Source organism: Stenotrophomonas sp. 364 (genome assembly GCF_009832905.1).
In the GTDB taxonomy this organism is placed as follows: Bacteria; Pseudomonadota; Gammaproteobacteria; order Xanthomonadales; family Xanthomonadaceae; genus Stenotrophomonas; species Stenotrophomonas maltophilia_AP.
In genome coordinates this window covers 2,900,539-2,918,202 of sequence record NZ_CP047135.1, presented here as the reverse complement: position 1 = coordinate 2,918,202, position 17,664 = coordinate 2,900,539, and the positions used below count along the sequence as shown (strand labels likewise).

The 17,664-nt window shown below is 67.7% G+C and carries 15 protein-coding genes; 11 read left to right on the top strand and 4 right to left on the bottom strand.

The features are described 5' to 3' along the window. Positions 1 to 39 precede the first annotated feature (39 nt). From GQ674_RS13335 to GQ674_RS13320, 4 genes are all read left to right on the top strand, one after another. Positions 40 to 1,458 carry an adhesin gene (locus tag GQ674_RS13335; protein ID WP_159497461.1) on the top strand — a complete coding sequence of 473 codons (1,419 nt, stop codon included), beginning with the start codon at positions 40 to 42 and terminating at the stop codon, positions 1,456 to 1,458. Between the two features lie 135 nt (positions 1,459 to 1,593). Further along, positions 1,594 to 2,292 (top strand): C39 family peptidase, encoded by a 699-nt coding sequence (locus GQ674_RS13330; RefSeq protein ID WP_128097251.1) that lies wholly within the window; start codon positions 1,594 to 1,596, stop codon positions 2,290 to 2,292. Between the two features lie 8 nt (positions 2,293 to 2,300). Next, the gene (locus GQ674_RS13325; protein ID WP_159497460.1) at positions 2,301 to 3,059 is read left to right on the top strand and encodes a hypothetical protein; all 759 of its coding nucleotides are present in this window, start codon (positions 2,301 to 2,303) and stop codon (positions 3,057 to 3,059) included. A gap of 48 nt (positions 3,060 to 3,107) precedes the next feature. Then, positions 3,108 to 4,409: a hypothetical protein gene (locus GQ674_RS13320; RefSeq protein ID WP_159497459.1), complete on the top strand. Its 1,302-nt coding sequence runs from the start codon at positions 3,108 to 3,110 to the stop codon at positions 4,407 to 4,409. A 156-nt stretch (positions 4,410 to 4,565) separates the two neighbouring features. On the opposite strand, the gene GQ674_RS13315 is transcribed toward GQ674_RS13320, so the two are convergent. The 3 genes from GQ674_RS13315 to GQ674_RS13305 form a co-directional block, all read right to left on the bottom strand. Further along, on the bottom strand, positions 4,566 to 5,903 hold the full coding sequence (locus GQ674_RS13315; RefSeq protein ID WP_159497458.1) for a sigma 54-interacting transcriptional regulator: 1,338 nt from the start codon (positions 5,901 to 5,903) through the stop codon (positions 4,566 to 4,568). A gap of 462 nt (positions 5,904 to 6,365) precedes the next feature. Then, complete coding sequence (locus tag GQ674_RS13310) at positions 6,366 to 7,127, bottom strand: C40 family peptidase (RefSeq protein WP_236546308.1); 762 nt, start codon at positions 7,125 to 7,127, stop codon at positions 6,366 to 6,368. Positions 7,128 to 7,273: 146 nt separating this feature from the next. After that, positions 7,274 to 7,795 (bottom strand): C40 family peptidase, encoded by a 522-nt coding sequence (locus GQ674_RS13305; RefSeq protein ID WP_159497456.1) that lies wholly within the window; start codon positions 7,793 to 7,795, stop codon positions 7,274 to 7,276. 116 nt (positions 7,796 to 7,911) lie between these two features. On the opposite strand from GQ674_RS13305, the gene GQ674_RS13300 reads away from it, so the two are divergent. The 7 genes from GQ674_RS13300 (at position 7,912) to GQ674_RS13270 (ending at position 15,148) form a co-directional block, all read left to right on the top strand. Next, a complete protein-coding gene (locus GQ674_RS13300) occupies positions 7,912 to 8,391 on the top strand; it encodes a peptidylprolyl isomerase (protein WP_128096127.1) in 480 nt (159 codons plus the stop codon). A gap of 98 nt (positions 8,392 to 8,489) precedes the next feature. Then, the gene (locus tag GQ674_RS13295) at positions 8,490 to 9,749 is read left to right on the top strand and encodes a DUF418 domain-containing protein (protein ID WP_159497455.1); all 1,260 of its coding nucleotides are present in this window, start codon (positions 8,490 to 8,492) and stop codon (positions 9,747 to 9,749) included. Positions 9,750 to 9,863: 114 nt separating this feature from the next. Further along, a complete protein-coding gene (gene gorA, locus GQ674_RS13290) occupies positions 9,864 to 11,219 on the top strand; it encodes a glutathione-disulfide reductase (protein ID WP_159497454.1) in 1,356 nt (451 codons plus the stop codon). A 115-nt stretch (positions 11,220 to 11,334) separates the two neighbouring features. Further along, complete coding sequence (locus tag GQ674_RS13285) at positions 11,335 to 12,255, top strand: DMT family transporter (RefSeq protein ID WP_159497453.1); 921 nt, start codon at positions 11,335 to 11,337, stop codon at positions 12,253 to 12,255. Further along, on the top strand, positions 12,252 to 12,620 hold the full coding sequence (locus GQ674_RS13280; protein ID WP_236546082.1) for an MGMT family protein: 369 nt from the start codon (positions 12,252 to 12,254) through the stop codon (positions 12,618 to 12,620). The genes GQ674_RS13285 and GQ674_RS13280 overlap by 4 nt, the downstream gene beginning before the upstream one ends. 97 nt (positions 12,621 to 12,717) lie before the next feature. After that, the gene (locus GQ674_RS13275) at positions 12,718 to 13,389 is read left to right on the top strand and encodes a rhomboid family intramembrane serine protease (protein ID WP_038687159.1); all 672 of its coding nucleotides are present in this window, start codon (positions 12,718 to 12,720) and stop codon (positions 13,387 to 13,389) included. Positions 13,390 to 13,486: 97 nt separating this feature from the next. Continuing rightward, positions 13,487 to 15,148, top strand: coding sequence for an SDR family oxidoreductase (locus tag GQ674_RS13270; protein WP_159497452.1), 1,662 nt, complete (start codon positions 13,487 to 13,489; stop codon positions 15,146 to 15,148). 115 nt (positions 15,149 to 15,263) lie between these two features. Here GQ674_RS13270 and GQ674_RS13265 read toward each other — a convergent pair whose 3' ends face one another. Beyond that, the gene (locus tag GQ674_RS13265; RefSeq protein WP_159497451.1) at positions 15,264 to 17,273 is read right to left on the bottom strand and encodes a M13 family metallopeptidase; all 2,010 of its coding nucleotides are present in this window, start codon (positions 17,271 to 17,273) and stop codon (positions 15,264 to 15,266) included. Between the last annotated feature and the right edge of the window lie 391 nt (positions 17,274 to 17,664).

The window sequence follows — 17,664 nt, the reverse complement described above, 5'->3', positions numbered from 1 at the left end:
CACATCCACCCGATTGTCTGTGATGAGAGAGAGGGCACCATGAACACCAACATGAAACGGACCGTACTTGCGCTGGCCATCGCCGCCGCGTCTGCTTCCGCCGGCGCCAACGGTTGGGGCAACGACCGCGACAACCAGAACCAGAACGCGAACATCAACCACCTCCACAACGTGGTCGAAACGCGCACCAACACCAACACCGATACCAACACCGAAACCAATACGCTCACCGACTCGCGTACCTGGAACCGGACCCGCAACACCACCACCAACAGCAATTCCACCAGCAACAGCACCGTCAACAGCGACGTCACCCGCAACCGCACCGTGACGGTGAACGAGAACAGCAACATCCAGGCCGACGAGCGCAAGGAAAAGAACAACCACGGTGTCGACGTGAACCTGGAAAAGGACATGCGCCTGAGCTCGGACATCAACTTCTCGGGTGATCCGGAAATCACCGGCGAGCTGGAAGTGAACTCGGCGGCCATCGCCGTCATCGACAACCGCCAGTCGATCACCAACAACGAAGCGTCCAACACGCTGCTCGACAACAACGCGTCCATCAGCGAAAACGTCGGCCAGGATGCCTCCGGCAACCTCGGCTTCAACGTCGCCGCCGGTGACAACAACGCCCAGGACAACGCCGCGTCGCTGTCGGCGGCCGATGCCTCCTTCACCTTCGGCATGTCCGATGCGGAAGTGTTCGTGAACCAGTATGGCGCGGGCAACACCACGATGAACGAAGGCGTGGTCAACAACTCCAGCCTCAGCGGAAACGCCTTCCGCGACGCCAGCGGCAACATCGGCGTGAACAGCGCAGCGGGCAACAACAACGAGCAGAAGAACGCGCTCGCCGCCTCGGTGTCCACCGCACGCATGGCGCAGTCGAGCATCAGCTCCAACCAGGTCTCCACCGGCAACAGCGTGAGCAACGAAGGCTACACGCGCGCCATGTCCGACACCACCGAAGTGACCATGCGTGGTCGCGTCGCCGGCGGTACGTTGGCCATCGGTGGCGGTGTCTACGAAGGTCGTGGCAACGCCTACCAGAAGGACAACTACTACCTGGATTCGTGGAGCGGTGAACTGCCGCATCCGGGCGGCAACAGCACCGGCCATCTCGACATGGACAGCGAGATCCAGAACGCCACCGCCAACCCGTATACGGACGGCGTGGGTGGCATCGCCTTCGACACCGACGAAGAAGGCCGGTTGGGCTTCATCGAAGTCGGCGCAGCGGATCTGTATGCCAGCCTCAGCGGCACCGTGCGTACCACCCGTTGGGTGAACGTCAATGCCGAGAACAACGCGTCACTGTCCGGTGATGCGTTCCGCGGCGCCACCGGCAATATCGGCGTGAACGTCGCCTCCGGCTCGGGCAACCTGCAGGCCAACAGCCTGGCCCTGGCCGTTGCGCAGCCGGCCACCGGCGGCGGTGGCGGCACCGGCGAGTAAGTCTGTCCGCTTTCGCAAGCAGTACGCGTTGAGCGCAACAAACCCGGCCATCCGCCAATGGCCGGGCCCCCGGGGGCCCCTGTCCCATTCTCCCCCTTTGGGGCAGGGGCTCCTTCCTTATCCGGAGCCACGCCAATGTTCAAGCACGCGCTGTACGGGTCGTTGTTGCTGCTGATGCTGCCGTTCGGCGCCGCGCGCGCCGGCGATGTCGGTTTCAGCGGCGTGCTGCCCAACGGTGCGGTGCTGACCCAGCGTGTGGAAAGCATGCAGGAACGGCGCTTCCGCAACGTGGTGCGGCAACACACCGATTACAGCTGCGGCGCGGCGGCCCTGGCCACGATCCTGCGGTACGCCTACCACCTGGAGGCGGACGAAGGAACGGTGATCGAAGGCATGATGGGGGTCTCGGACCCGCAACTGGTCCACCAGCGGGGCTTCTCGCTGCTGGACATCAAACGTTACGTTGAATCGATGGGCATGCGCGGACGCGGCTACCGCGTCAACGAAGAGCGCCTGCGCTCACTGCGCGTGCCCGGTCTGGTGTTGATGGATGTGCGGGGCTTCCGCCATTTCGTGGTCCTCAAGCAGGTCCGCGACGACGTGGTGGACGTGGCCGACCCGATCCTGGGCAACCGCAGCATTCCCGTCAGCGAATTTCTGCAGGCGTGGCCGTCGCGCGCCGTGTTCATCGTGATCGGGACTGACTTCGATCGCAACACGGTGCTGCTGCAGCCCGGCGAGCGGCCCAGTGCGCGCTCGCTGTATGCCCGGCAGGGGCCGATCACCGACGCGGAGTTGGTGGATTTCGGCTTCACCCATGCCGATCTGTTCTAGGAGGCACCATGAATATCGCACGCTGGACGCACGGCGTACTGCTCTTGGCCCTGCTGGGGGCCCTGCCGGCACATGCCGATGAAGGACGGCCCGGCAAGGGCCTCAGTGAAATTCCCGATCCCGAGCTGAACCTGATGCGTGGCCGCTACACGGTCAATGGCAGCAGCGTGGCGTGGTTCGGGGTCACCATGATCAGCCAATGGACCAGCGGCACCCAGGCGGCCACCAGCGCGCTCACCCTGGGCATGGATTTCCGGGCCGGGGGGACGCCGAAAGTGAGCTTCACCCCGTCGGTCACGGTCACCGCCGCCGATGCGCCGCTGCCGGTGTCCACCGGCCGCAGCATCGACGCCAGCGGCCTGCAGAACGTGGCCGGGTTGACCCAGAGCATCCAGGTTGCCGGTGACGGCAACGTGGCCGGCAATACCACCCACCTCAACGTGCGCGAGGGCGATGCGCCCGCGCCGGCAGCGCAGGGCCAGCAGCTGGCCAGCGTGCAGCAGGGCGGGGTCAGCGCGGTGGCGCAGCTGGACGGCAACAACGCCAAGGTGCAGCTGCAGATCGAAGGTGTCGGCGCGGTACAGCAGTGGATCCGCAGCGGCAGTGTCGGGCAGAGCATCGCCCTGGGCAGCGACGGACAGACCGTGAGCAATCGCATGCAGATCGATCTTGTCCGGCAATCCCTCGCCAGCAACGTCCCGCTCAGCCAGAACGTGGCCCAGGCGATGACGCTGGTGCGGGGTGTCGGCATGGGTCCCGGCCAGTAGTTCCCATGGCCGGGCAGGGGGAGTGACAACACAACGTGGGCCAAGGCAATGCACACCTCGACACGAGTAACACCGCTGGCGCTGGCGGCGCTGGCACTGATGGCTGCGGTTGGCGCGCAGGCGCAGACCGCACCGGCCGATGAGGCCGACGTCAAGGCGCTGATCGCGCAGCTGGAAACCCTCAAGGCCAACTACGCGCAGGAAGTGCGCCGGTTGCGCGAACTGGACATGCAGGTACAGGCGATGCAGGCCCGGCTGACGGGCAAGACCGCGCCCGCTGCCGGTGCAGCCCCACCACCACCGCTGCCCGCCGGTACCCCGGCCGCCCCCGCCAGTGCGGAAGGCTACGCCAGCAGCGCCGAGGAGGCGCAGCAGGCCAAGCAGGCCTCGCGGCGCAGCGTGGATGACGTCAAACAGCAGCAGGCGGCGTTGTTCAGTCGACGCTTCACTGTGGAAAACAGCCTCACCTATTCACGCTATGACCGCAAACAGGTGACGCTCAACGGCTTCCTGGCGCTGGACGCGATCTTCCTGGGCAACATCGCCATCGAGAACGTCGAATCGGACACGATGACCTACAACCTGGCCGCGCGCTGGGGCGTCAGCCCCCGCCTGACCCTGAACCTGGACGTGCCTTACCTGGCCCGCAAGACCGTGTTCCAGAAGGGCGGTGCCGGCGGCTCGGCCGCGGCGATCGCCCAGGAAGAAACCACCGGCAACGGTATCGGCGATGTCGGCCTGAGCGCGAACTACCGGTTGTTTGCCGAGCATGGTCGCTGGCCGGAAACGGTGCTCACCGTAGGTGCGACCGCACCTACCGGCCGGGCGCCTTATGGCTTGGACTGGAAGGTGCTGGAGCGCGACGACGATGACTTCATCCGTTTCGCCGTGCCCGAACAGCAGCCCACCGGCAACGGCGTGTGGCAGGCCAACGTGGGCCTGTCGGCAGTGAAGACCGCCGATCCGGCGATCCTGTTCGCCAACATCGGTTACATCCATTCCTTCCCGCGCAGCTTCGACGACCTGGACGCCAACCCGGATACGGTCAACCCGGGCGAGGTGAAGCTGGGCGGGTCGTACTACTTCGGCGCGGGCGTGGCGTTCGCATTCAACGAGCGCACCAGCCTGAGCATTTCCTTCAGCGACAAGCTGAGCAGCCGTGCGTCCACGCGCTACCGCGATGGGCAGTGGTTCAAGGTGATCGGCAGCGACGCCAACGCTGGCACGCTCAACCTGGGCATCACCTACGCGCTCAACCGTAACACCACTCTGGTGAGCCTGCTGGGCATCGGCCTGACCCCGGACGCGCCGGACTTCACCCTGGCCTTCAAAGTGCCGTACATGCTGTGAGCGGTGCCGCTCACAGCATGTACGGTGTGCATTCCACCTAAACCCCGCGCCGTTGGCGCGCCCCCTTTAACAAAAAGGGGGCTTTTCGGCGGATAGATGTGCGGAGTGCTGCTGAGGATATTCGGGAGCAGGGCATGCTTCGGCGGCGCGTCGTCCTCAGCGCAACTCGGGGAGGGCCAGCTGGTGTTTGCGGCAGAGTCGGTAGACCGTTACCCGTGAGACCTGCATGTCGCGGGCGCAGGCGGTGATGTTGAATTCGTTCTGGCGCAGCGCGTGCAGCAGCGCGTCGCGTTCGGCCGACCGGCGTGCGTCATGCAGCAGCCGCTGCGGCATGTCCAGCTGCGCCGGGGCCAGCTCCAGGTCGGCGGCACTGATCAGTTCGGCGTCGGTGATGATCGCCGCGCGCTGGATGCGGTTGAGCAGCTCGCGCACGTTGCCTGGCCAGTGGAAGCGTTCCAGGGCGCGCCTGGCATCGGCACTGAAGCCGCGCGCGCGGGTGACGTGGCGGTCGCGGAAGCTGGCCAGGAAGTGCTGGGCCAGCAGCAGGATGTCGCTGCCGCGGTCGCGCAATGGCGGTAGCGGCAGGCGCAGGACATTCAAGCGGTAGAACAGGTCGCGGCGGAACTGGCCGCGTTCCACCGCCTGTTCCAGATCCACGTGGGTGGCGGCCAGCACGCGTACATCCACCGCCAGCGGCTTGTTGCTGCCAACGCGTTCGACGGTGCCTTCCTGCAGTACGCGCAGGAGGTTGGTCTGCGCATCCAGCGGCAGGTCGCCGATTTCATCGAGGAACACGGTGCCGCCGCTGGCGGTCTCGAACAGGCCCAGCCGGCGGTTGGCAGCGCCGGTGAAGGCGCCGCGCTCGTGTCCGAACAGTTCGGACTGGACCAGCGCGGCGGGGATGGCGCCACAGTTGACGGCCAGGAATGGTCGGGCATGGCGCGGCGACAATGCGTGCAGGGCCTGGGCGGCCAGTTCCTTGCCGGTGCCGGTTTCGCCGGTGATGAGTACCGGCAGGTCGACCGGGGCAAACTTGCGGATGGCGCTGCGCGCGACCTGCAGCACGGCGCTTTCGCCGATCAGCTGCTGCGGTCCGTGGGTGGCGGGCTGTGCGGCGTCGCCGGCCAGTTGCTGCAGGCGCTGGACGATGCGGCCCAGGTCCAGCGGCGCGGCGAAGGTCTCCACGCAGACGGCCAGCAGTGCCTGCAGGGCGGGCGAGGGCGGCGGTGCGCCGGCGGGCAGGATGGCCAGCACGGTCATGTGCCGGTGTTCGTCGAGCAGGGCCTGCAGCCGGGCCAGGTTGGCCGGCAACGCGCTGCGCAGGTCGAGGAGGCCAACCACCTGGTCATTGCCGCGCATGCCGATGGCCACGCAGTCGTCGGTGGCCACGCCGCGCACCTGCCAGCCTGCGGCTGCCAGTGCGGCCCGTTCGGCCGCCTGCGGGGACCCAAACCAGATTACACACCGGGCCGGAAAATCAGGGACTGCCGCCATGCGTCACCTTGTAGACGAGGATCATGGGCGGAATCTGATGCTGGTCCGGTGGCCTTGGACGTGCCGCCCCACGTCCGGGTCCGCGGCCTGGGCCGACGAGGCGGGCAGGCACTTGGTTTGCTGGCTGTTGCGTGTTCGACAAGAGGGACAACGCGGGTTGGGGGGGGCAGCGGCCAAAGAAGGGGGCGTTTCTCAATAGAGGGAAGAGCGGAAGCTTGGCGCTGTGTGGGCACCCAGGCTGGGCCGGGGTGGGTGGGACCACGGGACACGCTGCAAGTACGTCCCTGTAAGCTCCGTCGCGCCATCCATGGCGCTCAGGGTCCCGTGATCCCACCCACCCCGGCCCTCGACACTTGGCCGGTGGCCATGGAAAGAGCCAAGCGCACCGCCACGACCGGGAGAGGAACCAAAAAAAACCGCTGCAGGGCAGCGGTTTTTTCTCAACAGGCGGGCGGCGGCAACTTAGAGGTCGACGCGGCGGGCCTGCATGAACTTGGCGCTCCAGTAGCCGGTCATCAGGCTGTCCACGCGGACGTCCTTGCCGGTGCTGGGGGCGTGCAGGAAGCGGCCTTCACCGACGTAGATGCCCACGTGGTCAACCCGGCCCTTGCGGCCGAAGAACACCAGGTCGCCGGCAGCCAGCGCGTTGCGGTCGTTGATCAACTCGGCTTCGCCGTCGTGGGCCATTTCGCGCGAGACGCGCGGCAGCTCGATGCCCAGGGCGGTGCGGAAAACGTAGCCCACCAGGCCGCTGCAATCGAAACCGCTGTCCGGCGAGGTGCCGCCCCAGCGGTACGGGGTGCCCAGCAGGGTCATCGCGCGGCGCAGCAGCGACTGCACCTTGCCGTTGTCGGCCGCGCCGCCGACCACGGGGCCGTTGGCGCCACTGCTGGCGTCGTAGTTGGCCAGCAGGCGGCTCAGGTCGCCGGCGAACATCGCCGAGCGGTCCATCAGGGGAATGGTGTCGTTCGCGGCCAGATGGGGAAGGAGGGCGGCGAGGGTGGCGCTGGCAGCGGCGTCGGCCTTGCTGCGGGCGGGGGCATCAGCCTTGGGCTTTGCCATCGCGGAGGATTCGGAGGTGCTGGCGCCGGCCGAAGCGGCATCTACAGCAGTGGCCGGTGCGGACTGGGCCCAGGCCGGAAGGCTGGCCAGGCAGAGCGCGACGGCGAGAAAAACGGAGCGGGTGCAGCGCTGGGGGGCGGCGGTCTGGCCTTGGCTTGGCAGGTCGGCTGTCGTCACGCGGCGGTCACTTAATAAAAACGATGGGTGATGATGCCGTGTAAGCGCAGTGATTAGGTACAAATTTCGTTAATTTTCCGTTTACAAGCACGTGATGCGCATCACAAATTTGACCCTTACCCCTGTTCAGCTTAGTGCAGAACGCGTTTTGCGCCTGTGTAATGGTCCTTCCAGTACGCGCCGCCGAGCGAGTCCAGCCGGACCGTGCCGCCGGTGCTCGGGGCGTGCACGAAGCGTCCTTCGCCGACGTAAATGCCGACGTGTGACACGTTGCCGCGGCTGCCAAAGAACACCAGATCGCCCGGCGCCAGGCGCTTGGGTTCGATCTTCGGGCCCTGTACGGCGGCCAGATCGCGCGAGGTGCGGGGCAGCTTGAGGTCGACCATCTCGCGGTACACGTAGGTCACCAGGCCGCTGCAGTCGAAGCCCGACTCCGGGGTGTTGCCGCCGTACCGGTAGGGCGTGCCGACCAGGCCGATGGCGCGCATCAGCACCGCGTTGGCTGCCTGCGGGTCGTTGGGAACCATGCTGGGCCAGACCTGGGTGGACGCGGGCGGGGCGGCGGGACGGGTGGTCTTGCCGCCGCCGCAGGCGCTCAACAGGGCGGTGAGGGCCAGCAGGGCCAGTCGGGTCGTGCGCGGAACTGGCGTCATGTGCAGGTTGTCCGGATAATGCGCGGCCTCAGAAGGCCGTCATGATGGCGGCGTATCCGGCGGGGAACAACCCGCCCCACCCGTCTGCCATCGGCAGCGACCAGCCAGAGTTGCGCATGAAGATCGAAAAAGACCGCGTCGTCCGTTTCCACTACACCGTTGCCGAACAGGGCCAGGAGCCGATCGAGAGCTCCAAGGACCGTGATCCGCTGGCGATCCTGATCGGCCACGGCAACATCATCCCGGGCCTGGAAAACGCCATGATGGACAAGGAAGCCGGCGCCACCTTCGAGGTGGACGTCAAGGCGGCCGATGCCTACGGCGAACGTCGCGAGGGCCTGACCCAGCGCGTGCCGAAGAAGCATTTCGGCACCAGCAAGCTGGTCCCGGGCCAGCAGGTCGTGCTGCAGACCAACTTCGGCCCGCGCGCGGTCACCGTTGAAAAGGTGGGCATGAGCGTGGTCGACGTCGACCTGAACCACCCGATGGCCGGCAAGGACCTGCACTTCTCGGTCGAGATCGTCGATGTGCGTGAAGCGGCGGCCGAAGAACTCGAGCACGGCCACGTGCACGGCGACGGTGGCCACCAGCACTGAGTGCTGGCCAACCCGCCTGATCCAACGGCCCGCTTCGGCGGGCCGTTGCCGTTGTGCGCCCCGCACGCTGCGTTCGTGGGCGCCCACGCCGCCGCATAATGACCGCCTTGCCGGACGGAGTGCCTGTGAACGCTGCTTCCCCCCTTCTGCAGCCGGTTGCCGCCGGCGACCGCATCGCGGTGCTGGACATCCTGCGCGGCTTCGCCCTGTTCGGCATCCTGTTGATGAACCTGGAGGCCTTCAGCGGTCCGCTGGACCTGGCCTTCACCGGCATCGACCCGCACTGGCACGGTCTGGACTACGCCGCGGACGCGGCCATCTACATGCTGGTGCAAGGCAAGTTCTTCACCCTGTTCTCGCTGTTGTTCGGCGCCGGCTTTGCGATCATGGCTCAGCGCGCCGACGCAGCGCGGCGCGCGTTCACCCCCTTCTACCTGCGACGCAGCGCGGCCCTGCTGCTGATCGGCCTGTGCCATGCGCTGCTGGTCTGGTCCGGCGACATCCTGGTGGTGTATGCGCTGGTGTCGGTGCCCTTGCTGGCCTGTCGCGAAGCGCCCACGCGCTGGCTGCCCGCGATGGGGGTGCTGACGTATCTGTGCGCGGCCGCGCTGATGCTGCTGCTGGGCCTGTTGATGGGCCTGTCGGCGCACCTGGAACCGTCCGGCACGCAGGTGGCTGACGCCGTTGCCCAGGCCGGGCAGACCATCGACATGCAGCGCCAGGCGTACGGCCACGGCACCTACCTGCAGGCGGTGGCGCAGCGCCTGCGTGACTTCTTCGCCCAGCTCAGCGCGATCATCGTGGTGGGGCCGGAAGTGCTGGGCATGTTCCTGATCGGCAGCTGGTTCGCCCGCAGCGGCGCGCTGGCCACGCCGGACGCGTTCGCCCGGCTGTTCTGGCGGCTGCGCTGGGTGGCACTGCCCACTGGGCTGGTCATGATGGTGGCCAGCGCGCTCTGGCAGCCGTACCTGGCGCCGGGCACCTTCACCGCCGCCAGCGGCGCGGCGTTCGCGCTGAATTCGGTGGCGTCGCTGCTGATGTGCCTGGGCTACCTGGCCTGGATCGTGCAGGCACGCGCGCGCCTGGCATGGTTGGCACCGGTGGGGCGAACGGCGCTGACCCAGTACATCGCGCAGTCGCTGGTCTGCACGTGGGTGTTCTACGGGTATGGCCTGGGCGCCTTCGAACAGATGCCGCGCGCTGGCCAGGTGCCGTTCGCGATGGCGCTGTTCGCGCTGCAGGTGGTGGCCAGCACGGTGTGGCTGCGCTACTTCCGCTTCGGCCCGCTGGAATGGGTGTGGCGTGCGATGACCTACCTGCACTGGCCGCCGTTGCGACGCGCGCCCACCCCAGGTTGAGCGCCGTCCTCACGGCTGGATCGCAGCCGGACATGGCATGCTCACGGCCGGCATGCGCGGTGGCGGCAACAGCGTTGCACCGTGTGGCGCACCTTACCGAGTCGAGCACTATCCATGAGCAATCACTACGACTATGACCTGATCGTGCTGGGCGGCGGCTCCGGCGGCCTGGCGGCGGCGTTCCGCGCTGCCCAACACGGGCAGCGCGTGGCGATGCTGGAGCCGGGCGAACTGGGCGGCACCTGCGTCAACGTGGGCTGCGTGCCGAAGAAGGCGATGTGGCTGGCGGCCGACCTGTCGGCAAAAATCGGCATGGCCGCGGCGATGGGCTTCGACGTGCCGGTGCGGCCGGCGTTGGACTGGAAGGAACTGGTGGTGCATCGCCAGGCCTACATCGCCAACATCCATGCCAGCTACCTCAAGCGCCTGAACGAGAACAACGTGGTGCGGGTGCCGCGCAAGGGCCGGCTGGTGGATGCGCATACGGTTGAATGCAGCGATGGGGTGCGCATCAGTGCCACGCACATCCTGATTGCCACCGGCGCGCATCCGCAACGGCCGGACATTCCCGGTGCGGAACTGGGCGCGGTATCGGACGATTTCTTCAACCTGTGCGATGCGCCCCAGCGGGTGGCCATTGTCGGCGGCGGCTACATCGCCGTGGAATTGGCCGGGCTGCTGCAGGCGCTGGGCAGCAAGGTCACGCTGCTGGTGCGCGGCGCCCGGCTGCTGGAACGCTTCGACGCCGAACTCACCGCGCAGCTGGCCGAGAACCTGCGTCACCAGGGCGTGCAGGTGCAGTTCAACTATCGCCTGCGCGAACTGCGCCGTGAGGGCGAGGCGGTGGTCGCCTACGGCCACGATGGCCCGCACGAGGCGGTGTTCGACCAGCTGTTCTTCGCCACCGGCCGCCGCGGCAACAGCGCTGGCCTGGGGCTGGAAGCGCTGGGGATCGTGGTGGGCGACAAGGGCGAGGTCGAGGTCGACGAGTGGCAGACCACGGCCGTGCCCAGCGTGCACGCGGTGGGTGACATCGCCGGCAAGGTCGGGCTGACGCCGGTGGCGATCGCAGCCGCGCGCAAGCTGATGGACCGCCTGTTTGGCGGCAACCCGCAGGCGAAGATGGATTACGCCAACGTGGCCAGCGTGGTGTTCTCGCACCCGGCGCTGGGCGCGGTGGGGCTGAGCGAGGAAGAGGCACGCGAGCAGCACGGCGACGTGCGCGTGTACCGCAGCAACTTCCGCCCGATGCTGGAAGCGCTCTCCGACGGCACCCAGCGCAGCCTGTTCAAGCTGGTCTGCGTGGGCGAAGAGGAACGCGTGGTGGGCGTGCACCTGCTCGGCGAAGCCGCCGACGAGATCCTGCAGGGCTTTGCGCTGGCGGTGAAGATGGGCGCGACCAAGGCCCAGTTCGATGACACCGTGGCGATCCATCCGACCTCGGCCGAAGAAATCGTGCTGATGCGATAGGCCCGCGCGACACGCCGGGGGTCTGGCCCGACCCGGTCCGCGCCGTCGGGCAGCGTGCGACAATTCGTTCTCCCTTCCAGCCTCCGGCCGCCCCGTGCGGCCGTCTGCCGTCCCGATGCCGTCTACCGTTTCCGCGCTGCCCACGTCCTCCGCCCGTATCGCTGCAGGCGGCATCGCGCTGGCTGCGGTGGGCGCCATCGCGGCGTCAGGCAAGGCGGTGATCGTCAAACTGGCCTACCGGCATGGCGTGGATGCCACCACGCTGCTGGCGCTGCGCATGCTGATGGCCTTCCCGTTGTTCGCACTGCTGGCGGTGTGGTCGGCGCGGCGGGCCACGGCGCTGTCCTGGGGTGATCGCGGCCGGGTGCTGTGGCTGGGCTTCACCGGCTACTACCTGTCCAGCCTGCTCGATTTCCAGGGGCTGCAGTACATCAGCGTGACCCTGGAACGGCTGATCCTGTATCTGAATCCCACCCTGGTGCTGTTGATCAGCCTGGTGCTGCTGAAAAAGCGGCCCGGGCGCTGGCAGCTGGTCGCACTGGGGCTGAGCTATCTGGGCGTGCTGCTGGCGTTCGGCCATGACCTGCAGCTGGAGGGAGGGCGCATTCTGCTCGGCAGTGCGCTGGTGTTTGCCAGTGCCCTGAGCTACGCGCTGTACCTGTTCGGCAGCGGCCAGGTGGTGGCGCGGATCGGGGCGATCCGCCTTACCGCCTACGCCAGCTGCGTGGCCTGCGCGCTCTGCGTGCTGCATTTCGCGGTGCTGCACCCGCTGGCCGCGCTGGGACAGGCTCCGCCGCCGGTGTACTGGCTGTCGTTGATCAACGCCACCTTGTGCACGGTGCTGCCGGTGTTGGCGATCATGCTGGCGGTGAAGCGGATCGGCTCGTCGCTGGCCGCCCAGGTGGGTATGCTCGGGCCGGTATCCACCATCGTGATGAGTCTATGGCTGCTCGACGAACCCATGGGACCGTGGCAGATCCTGGGAACCGCCCTGGTGCTGCTGGGGGTGCTGCTGGTCAGCCGCGTACGCGCGTGACACCGGCCGATGCCGTGTCGGCGGCCGATGCGGCGGCGCAGGCGCGCGAGCGCATCCTGGCGGTGATCCGCGCCATCCCGCGCGGGCAGGTGATGGGCTATGGCCAGGTGGCGGCCAAGGCCGGCTTGCCGGGCAGGGCGCGGCTCACCGCGCGCGTGCTGGGCATGAACGAAGACCCGGACCTGCCGTGGCATCGGGTGCTGCGCTCTGACGGACGCATCGCCATGCCCGAGGGGTCGCAGGGGTGGCGCGAGCAGAGCCAGCGGCTGCGTGCCGAAGGGGTGGCGATCGAGCGCGGGCGGGTCAAGCAGATGCCGCGCAGCACCGGTGACGACCTGGACGCCTCTTTGTGGGGGCCGGGCTGACATCGCCACGGTGTGCGGTGGTTGAATGCGACGACGCGGGAGGCGGCCAGGGCGGGGCGCTGCGGCTATGATGGGCACGGTTCCAAAGGATGCCCTCATGTTTCCGCGATTGCCCACCGTCACCAAGGCACTGTTGATTGCCAACATCGTGCTGTTCCTGCTGCAGCAACCGTTCCTGCTGGGCAACGGCACCTTCGAGCCGTTCATGCTGCAGCCGCTGCGCGATGGCTTCGATCCGTTCTCGCCGGGCGGCAACTTCCAGCCCTGGCAGCTGCTGACCTACGGCTTCCTGCATGGGGGCTTCGGCCATCTGTTCTTCAACATGCTGGCGCTCTTCATGTTCGGCGCGCCGCTGGAACAGACCTGGGGCGAGAAGCGCTTCCTGACCTATTACCTGGTCTGCATCGTCGGCGCCGGGCTGTGCCAGCTGCTGGTGGGCATGATGATGGCCGACCCGGCCACCGTGCTGGGTGCCTCCGGCGGCGTGTTCGGGCTGTTGCTGGCGTACGGCATGCTGTTCCCGAACCAGCGGGTGATGCTGCTGTTCCCGCCGATCCCGATGAAGGCACGCACCTTCGTGATCGTGTTCGGCGCCATGGAGCTGATGCTCGGCGCCACCGGGTGGCAGCCGGGCGTGGCGCACTTCGCGCACCTGGGCGGGATGCTGTTTGGCTGGCTGCTGATCCGGTACTGGCGCGGCCAACCGCCGTTCAACAAGCGCCCGCCGGGCGGCGGTCCGCGCAAGAACCACCTTCGCAGCGTCCGCTAGCGGCGAACGCGCAGGCGGTACATCACGCGAAGGGCACCGACGGTGCCCTTCGTCGTATCCAGGCCACGGGCGGAACAAAAGCAAGGACGTTTCCCGTATGAAAATACTGATCCTGGGTGGGTATGGCGTCTTCGGCGGGCGCCTGGCGCGACTGCTTGCTGACCGGCCCGACCTCGAACTGCTGATCTGCGGCCGCAACCTCGCCGCGGCGGCCGCGTTCTGTGCCCACTACACCGGCGCGCCGGTGCTGCGCCCGCTGCGCGCCGACCGGCAGCACATCGCGCCGCTGCTGCACGCCGAACAGCCGGACCTGCTGGTGGACGCCTCCGGTCCGTTCCAGGATTACGGTGAACACCCGTACAGCGTGATCGAGGCCTGCATTGCCGCGCGCATTCCGTATCTGGACTTTGCCGATGCGGCCGATTTCGTGTTCGGCGTGGCCCGGTTCGACGCGCAGGCCCGGGCCGCCGGAATATTCGTGCTGTCCGGGGTCAGCAGCTTTCCGGTGCTGACCGCCGCGGTGCTGCGCGAGATGGCCGGGCGCATGGATATCGTGGCGGTGGAAGGCGGCATCGCACCGTCGCCGTACGCCGGGATCGGGCTCAACGTGATGCGCGCGGTAGTGGGGTATGCGGGTGCACCGGTGAAGCTGCAGCGCAACGGCGCGCCTTCGCACGGGCTGGGGCTGGCCGAAAGCCGCCGCTTCACCATCGCCGTGCCGGGCAAGGTACCGCTGCGCAACCTGCATTTTTCGCTGGTGGACGTGCCCGACCTGCAGGTGATTCCACCGGAGCACCCGACCCTGACCGATATCTGGATGGGCGCCGGCCCGGTGCCGAAAGTGCTGCACCGGGTGCTCAACCTGCTGGCCAGGGCGCGCGCCCGATTCGGCCTGCCATCGCTGGCGCCGCTGTCACCGCTGTTCTACACGGTGCTCAACCGGATGAAGTTCGGCGAGCATCGCGGCGGCATGTACGTGCACGCCACCGGCACGCGCGGCGGCCAGACGGTGGAGGAAAGCTGGCACCTGCTCGCCGAGGGCGAGGACGGCCCGTACATTCCGTCGATGGCGATCGAGGCGGTGGTGCGCAAGCTGCTGGCGGGCGAGACGCCGGCGGAGGGCGCGCGGCCCGCCACGCATGCGTTGGCGTTGTCGGACTACCACCGGTTGTTCGAGGGCCGTGCAATCTTCACCGGCTTCCGCAGCGAGGACCCGCACGCGCCCCTGTACCAGCAGGTGCTGGGCAGTGCCTTCGCGCAGTTGCCGGCGCAGGTACAGGCGCTGCACGCCAGGGTGGACGAACGGCGCTGGCGGGGCACCGCCGAGGTGCGGCGCGGGCGCGGGGTGCTGGCACGGATGGTGGCGGCGCTGATCGGGTTTCCAGCGGCGGCCAGCGCGGTTCCGGTCAGCGTGGGCTTCACCCCCGAACGCGGCGGCGAACGCTGGACCCGCGATTTCGGCGGCCGCCGGTTCTCCTCCTGGCAACGTCGCGGGCAGGGCAGGAACACGCACCTGCTGGTGGAGCGCTTCGGCATCGTCGATGTGGCGCTGGCCCTGGTGGTCGAGGGTGACTGCCTGCGGCTGGTGGCGCGGCGCTGGTCGTGCCTGGGTATTCCACTGCCGACGGCGCTGCTGCCGGGCGGGCGCACGTTCGAAACCGAGCGCGACGGGCGTTTCGTGTTCGACGTGGAGATCGCCGCGCCGTGGATCGGGTTGATCGTGGCCTACCGCGGCAGCCTGGCGGCGGATCCAAGGTAGAGCCACGCCATGCGTGGCTGTTGCAGCCGGGCAACATGGGCAGCGGCGGTCGTCGGTCCAAAACGAAAAAGGGCGCCCGAAGGCGCCCTTTTCCTTGCCGTGCCTGCGGCTGGACTCAGCGCCAGACCTTGATCTGGTCGTTGTCCACGCGCTGCATCGGCTGGCCCGGCTTGCAGCTGAAGGTCGCACCGAACGCCGGCAGGTTGGACAGGGCACCGTTGGTGCGCCAGCGGCCCGGGGCCAGCACGTCGGCGGTGAGCCGCTGGGCGGCTTCGTTCGGCGACAGCTGCTGCGCCCACAGCGCGGCCCACGCGCGGAAGAAGCCCTGCTGGGCGGCCGGCTTGGCCGACGGTTCCACCGCCTTGTAGGCTTCCCAGGCCAGTTCCAGGCCCGCCACGTCGGCCAGGTTTTCCTCGCGGGTCAGCTCGCCGTTGACCTTGGCACCCTTGATGCCGGGGAAATCGTACGCGCTGTACTGGGCGGCCACGCGGCTGCCGAGCAGGGTCCAGGCGGTCTTGTCGGCCGGGGTCCACCAGCTGCGCAGTTCGCCCTTGGCATCCACCAGCGCGCCCTTGGCGTCGACGGCGCGGGTCAGTTCATGGGCGACCAGGGCACCGAAGCTGCCGAACTTGTCGGCGGCATCGGCCTTGGCGTTGAACACCGGGCCCTGCAGCACGGCGGCGGTGACGATCAGGCGGTTCTGCGCGATGTCATAGGCCAGCGCGGGCTGCTGCGGCAGCACGTCCCAGCGGCGGTCGGCGTTGCCCTTGCCGATGCGCTTCATCTCTTCGCGGTGGCGCCAGGTGGAGGCGATCAGCATGTTGCCGCCGAAGCTGCCACGGCCCATCGGCTGCACGCTGTAGTCGAGGTCGCGCAGCGGGGTGCCGATTTCGATCTTCAGCGCGGCCAGCTTGGCCTGCGCTTCGGTCTTGGCATCGTTGCTGAGCCAGGTGCTGCGCTTGACCGCATCGATCTGCACTTCGCGGATCTTGTCGACGATCACCGCCGCCTGGCGACGATCATCGGCGGACAGGTACTTGCTGGCATATTCGCGGCCGAGCATCGGGCCGGCGGCCACGTTGATCGCATCCAGGGTCTGTTCCCAACGCGCCGGGGCGATGGTTTCGCCACGGATCACGCGGCCGCGGAATTCGAACTCGGCATCGCGGTAGGCCTTGGACAGGTAGGGGGCCATGGCATCGCCCACGCGCCAGCGCAGGTAGGCCTTCCACTGGTCGGGCTTGATGCGGGTGACCATGCCGTCCAGCTGCTTGAACAGCGCGGGGTCGGCCAGCGAGACGAGGTCGTCATTGACGCCCTGGACCTTGAGGAACGCATCCAGCTGCAGGTTGCGGTAGCGGCTGGTGAGCTCCTTGGTGGAGATGGGGGCATAGTTGTTGAACGGGTTGTTGATGCCCGCCAGCGACTGTGCGTTGCGCGCCAGTTCGGTTTCCAGCGCGATGACGGCCTGCGCTTCGGCGTCGAGCTTGGCCGCCGGGGTGCCGGTGAGGGCCAGGATCTGCTTGACGTAGGTGCGGTAGCGGGCCATCAGCGCGACGGTGTCGGCGTCGGTGCGGGTGTAGAAGGCGGGGTCCGGCAGGCCCATGCCGCCCTGCATGAAGTAGCCGATGTGGCGGTCGAGCGCCTTGAGGTCGACGTCGGGCGCGAAGTTGAACGCCACCGGGATGCCGACCTGGTGCAGGGCGGCGATCGAGGCGGGGACGTCCTTTGCCTTCTTGATGGCGTTGATGCGGGTCAGCAGCGGGGCGATCGGGTTGGAGCCGTCGGCTTCCACCGCGGCTTCGTCCAGGCCGCTGGCCCAGAAGTCGCCGAGCAGCTTCTGGACGGTGCCCTGCGGGGTTTTCATGGCGGCGTCCAGCAGGTCGCGCTGCTGCAGGCGGGTACGCTCGGCCAGCTGCCCAAGGGCGGTGGTGGCGCCGGTCTGCGGCACGGGATTGGCTTTCAGCCACGCGCCATTGCTGGCTTCATAGAAGTCGCTGCACTGGGCGCTGACCGCCGGCGCACGCGCGGCCTTCTTCTTCGGCGCAGCGTGCGCATCGTGTGCGATGACCAGGGAGGCCAGGCCAAGGCCCAGGGCAATGGCGAGCGGACGGAGGTTGGACATGTAAAGCGAATCCAGTGTGGATTGGGATCGCGCGAGTGTACCAAGCAAAGCGAAAAGAGCGTGATGGGGAAGAAGGGCAACGGCCTTTGGCTCGTAGATCCCACGAGGCGGGGGTGTGGGATTTCGCGAGACACGCCGTAAATCCATCCTTGGAGGCTCGTGAGCGCCATCCATGGCGCCCAACGGTCCCGCGAAAGCCCACACCCCCCCGCCTTCGAAAGTGCGTCGGTACCCAAAGAAAAGCGAAAGCACGCAGGGCAGGTTTGATTTCTCCGTGCGTGCCGGGAGTTGTCCAAGGGCCGGTGGGGGTGGGTTTGCGGGACCCTGAGCCGCATGGATGCGGCGACGGAGCTTACATGGACGTACTTGCAGCGTGTCCCGCAAACCCACC

Bases quoted from the DNA above. Each gene is read 5' to 3' on its own strand.
- GQ674_RS13320 (WP_159497459.1), top strand. From the start codon at position 3,108: ATGCACACCTCGACACGAGTAACACCGCTGGCGCTGGCGGCGCTGGCA.
- gorA (WP_159497454.1), top strand. From the start codon at position 9,864: ATGAGCAATCACTACGACTATGACCTGATCGTGCTGGGCGGCGGCTCC.
- GQ674_RS13265 (WP_159497451.1), bottom strand. From the start codon at position 17,273: ATGTCCAACCTCCGTCCGCTCGCCATTGCCCTGGGCCTTGGCCTGGCC.
- GQ674_RS13325 (WP_159497460.1), top strand. From the start codon at position 2,301: ATGAATATCGCACGCTGGACGCACGGCGTACTGCTCTTGGCCCTGCTG.
- GQ674_RS13270 (WP_159497452.1), top strand. From the start codon at position 13,487: ATGAAAATACTGATCCTGGGTGGGTATGGCGTCTTCGGCGGGCGCCTG.
- GQ674_RS13335 (WP_159497461.1), top strand. From the start codon at position 40: ATGAACACCAACATGAAACGGACCGTACTTGCGCTGGCCATCGCCGCC.
- GQ674_RS13275 (WP_038687159.1), top strand. From the start codon at position 12,718: ATGTTTCCGCGATTGCCCACCGTCACCAAGGCACTGTTGATTGCCAAC.
- GQ674_RS13305 (WP_159497456.1), bottom strand. From the start codon at position 7,795: ATGACGCCAGTTCCGCGCACGACCCGACTGGCCCTGCTGGCCCTCACC.
- GQ674_RS13285 (WP_159497453.1), top strand. From the start codon at position 11,335: ATGCCGTCTACCGTTTCCGCGCTGCCCACGTCCTCCGCCCGTATCGCT.
- GQ674_RS13295 (WP_159497455.1), top strand. From the start codon at position 8,490: ATGACCGCCTTGCCGGACGGAGTGCCTGTGAACGCTGCTTCCCCCCTT.
- GQ674_RS13330 (WP_128097251.1), top strand. From the start codon at position 1,594: ATGTTCAAGCACGCGCTGTACGGGTCGTTGTTGCTGCTGATGCTGCCG.
- GQ674_RS13315 (WP_159497458.1), bottom strand. From the start codon at position 5,903: ATGGCGGCAGTCCCTGATTTTCCGGCCCGGTGTGTAATCTGGTTTGGG.
- GQ674_RS13300 (WP_128096127.1), top strand. From the start codon at position 7,912: ATGAAGATCGAAAAAGACCGCGTCGTCCGTTTCCACTACACCGTTGCC.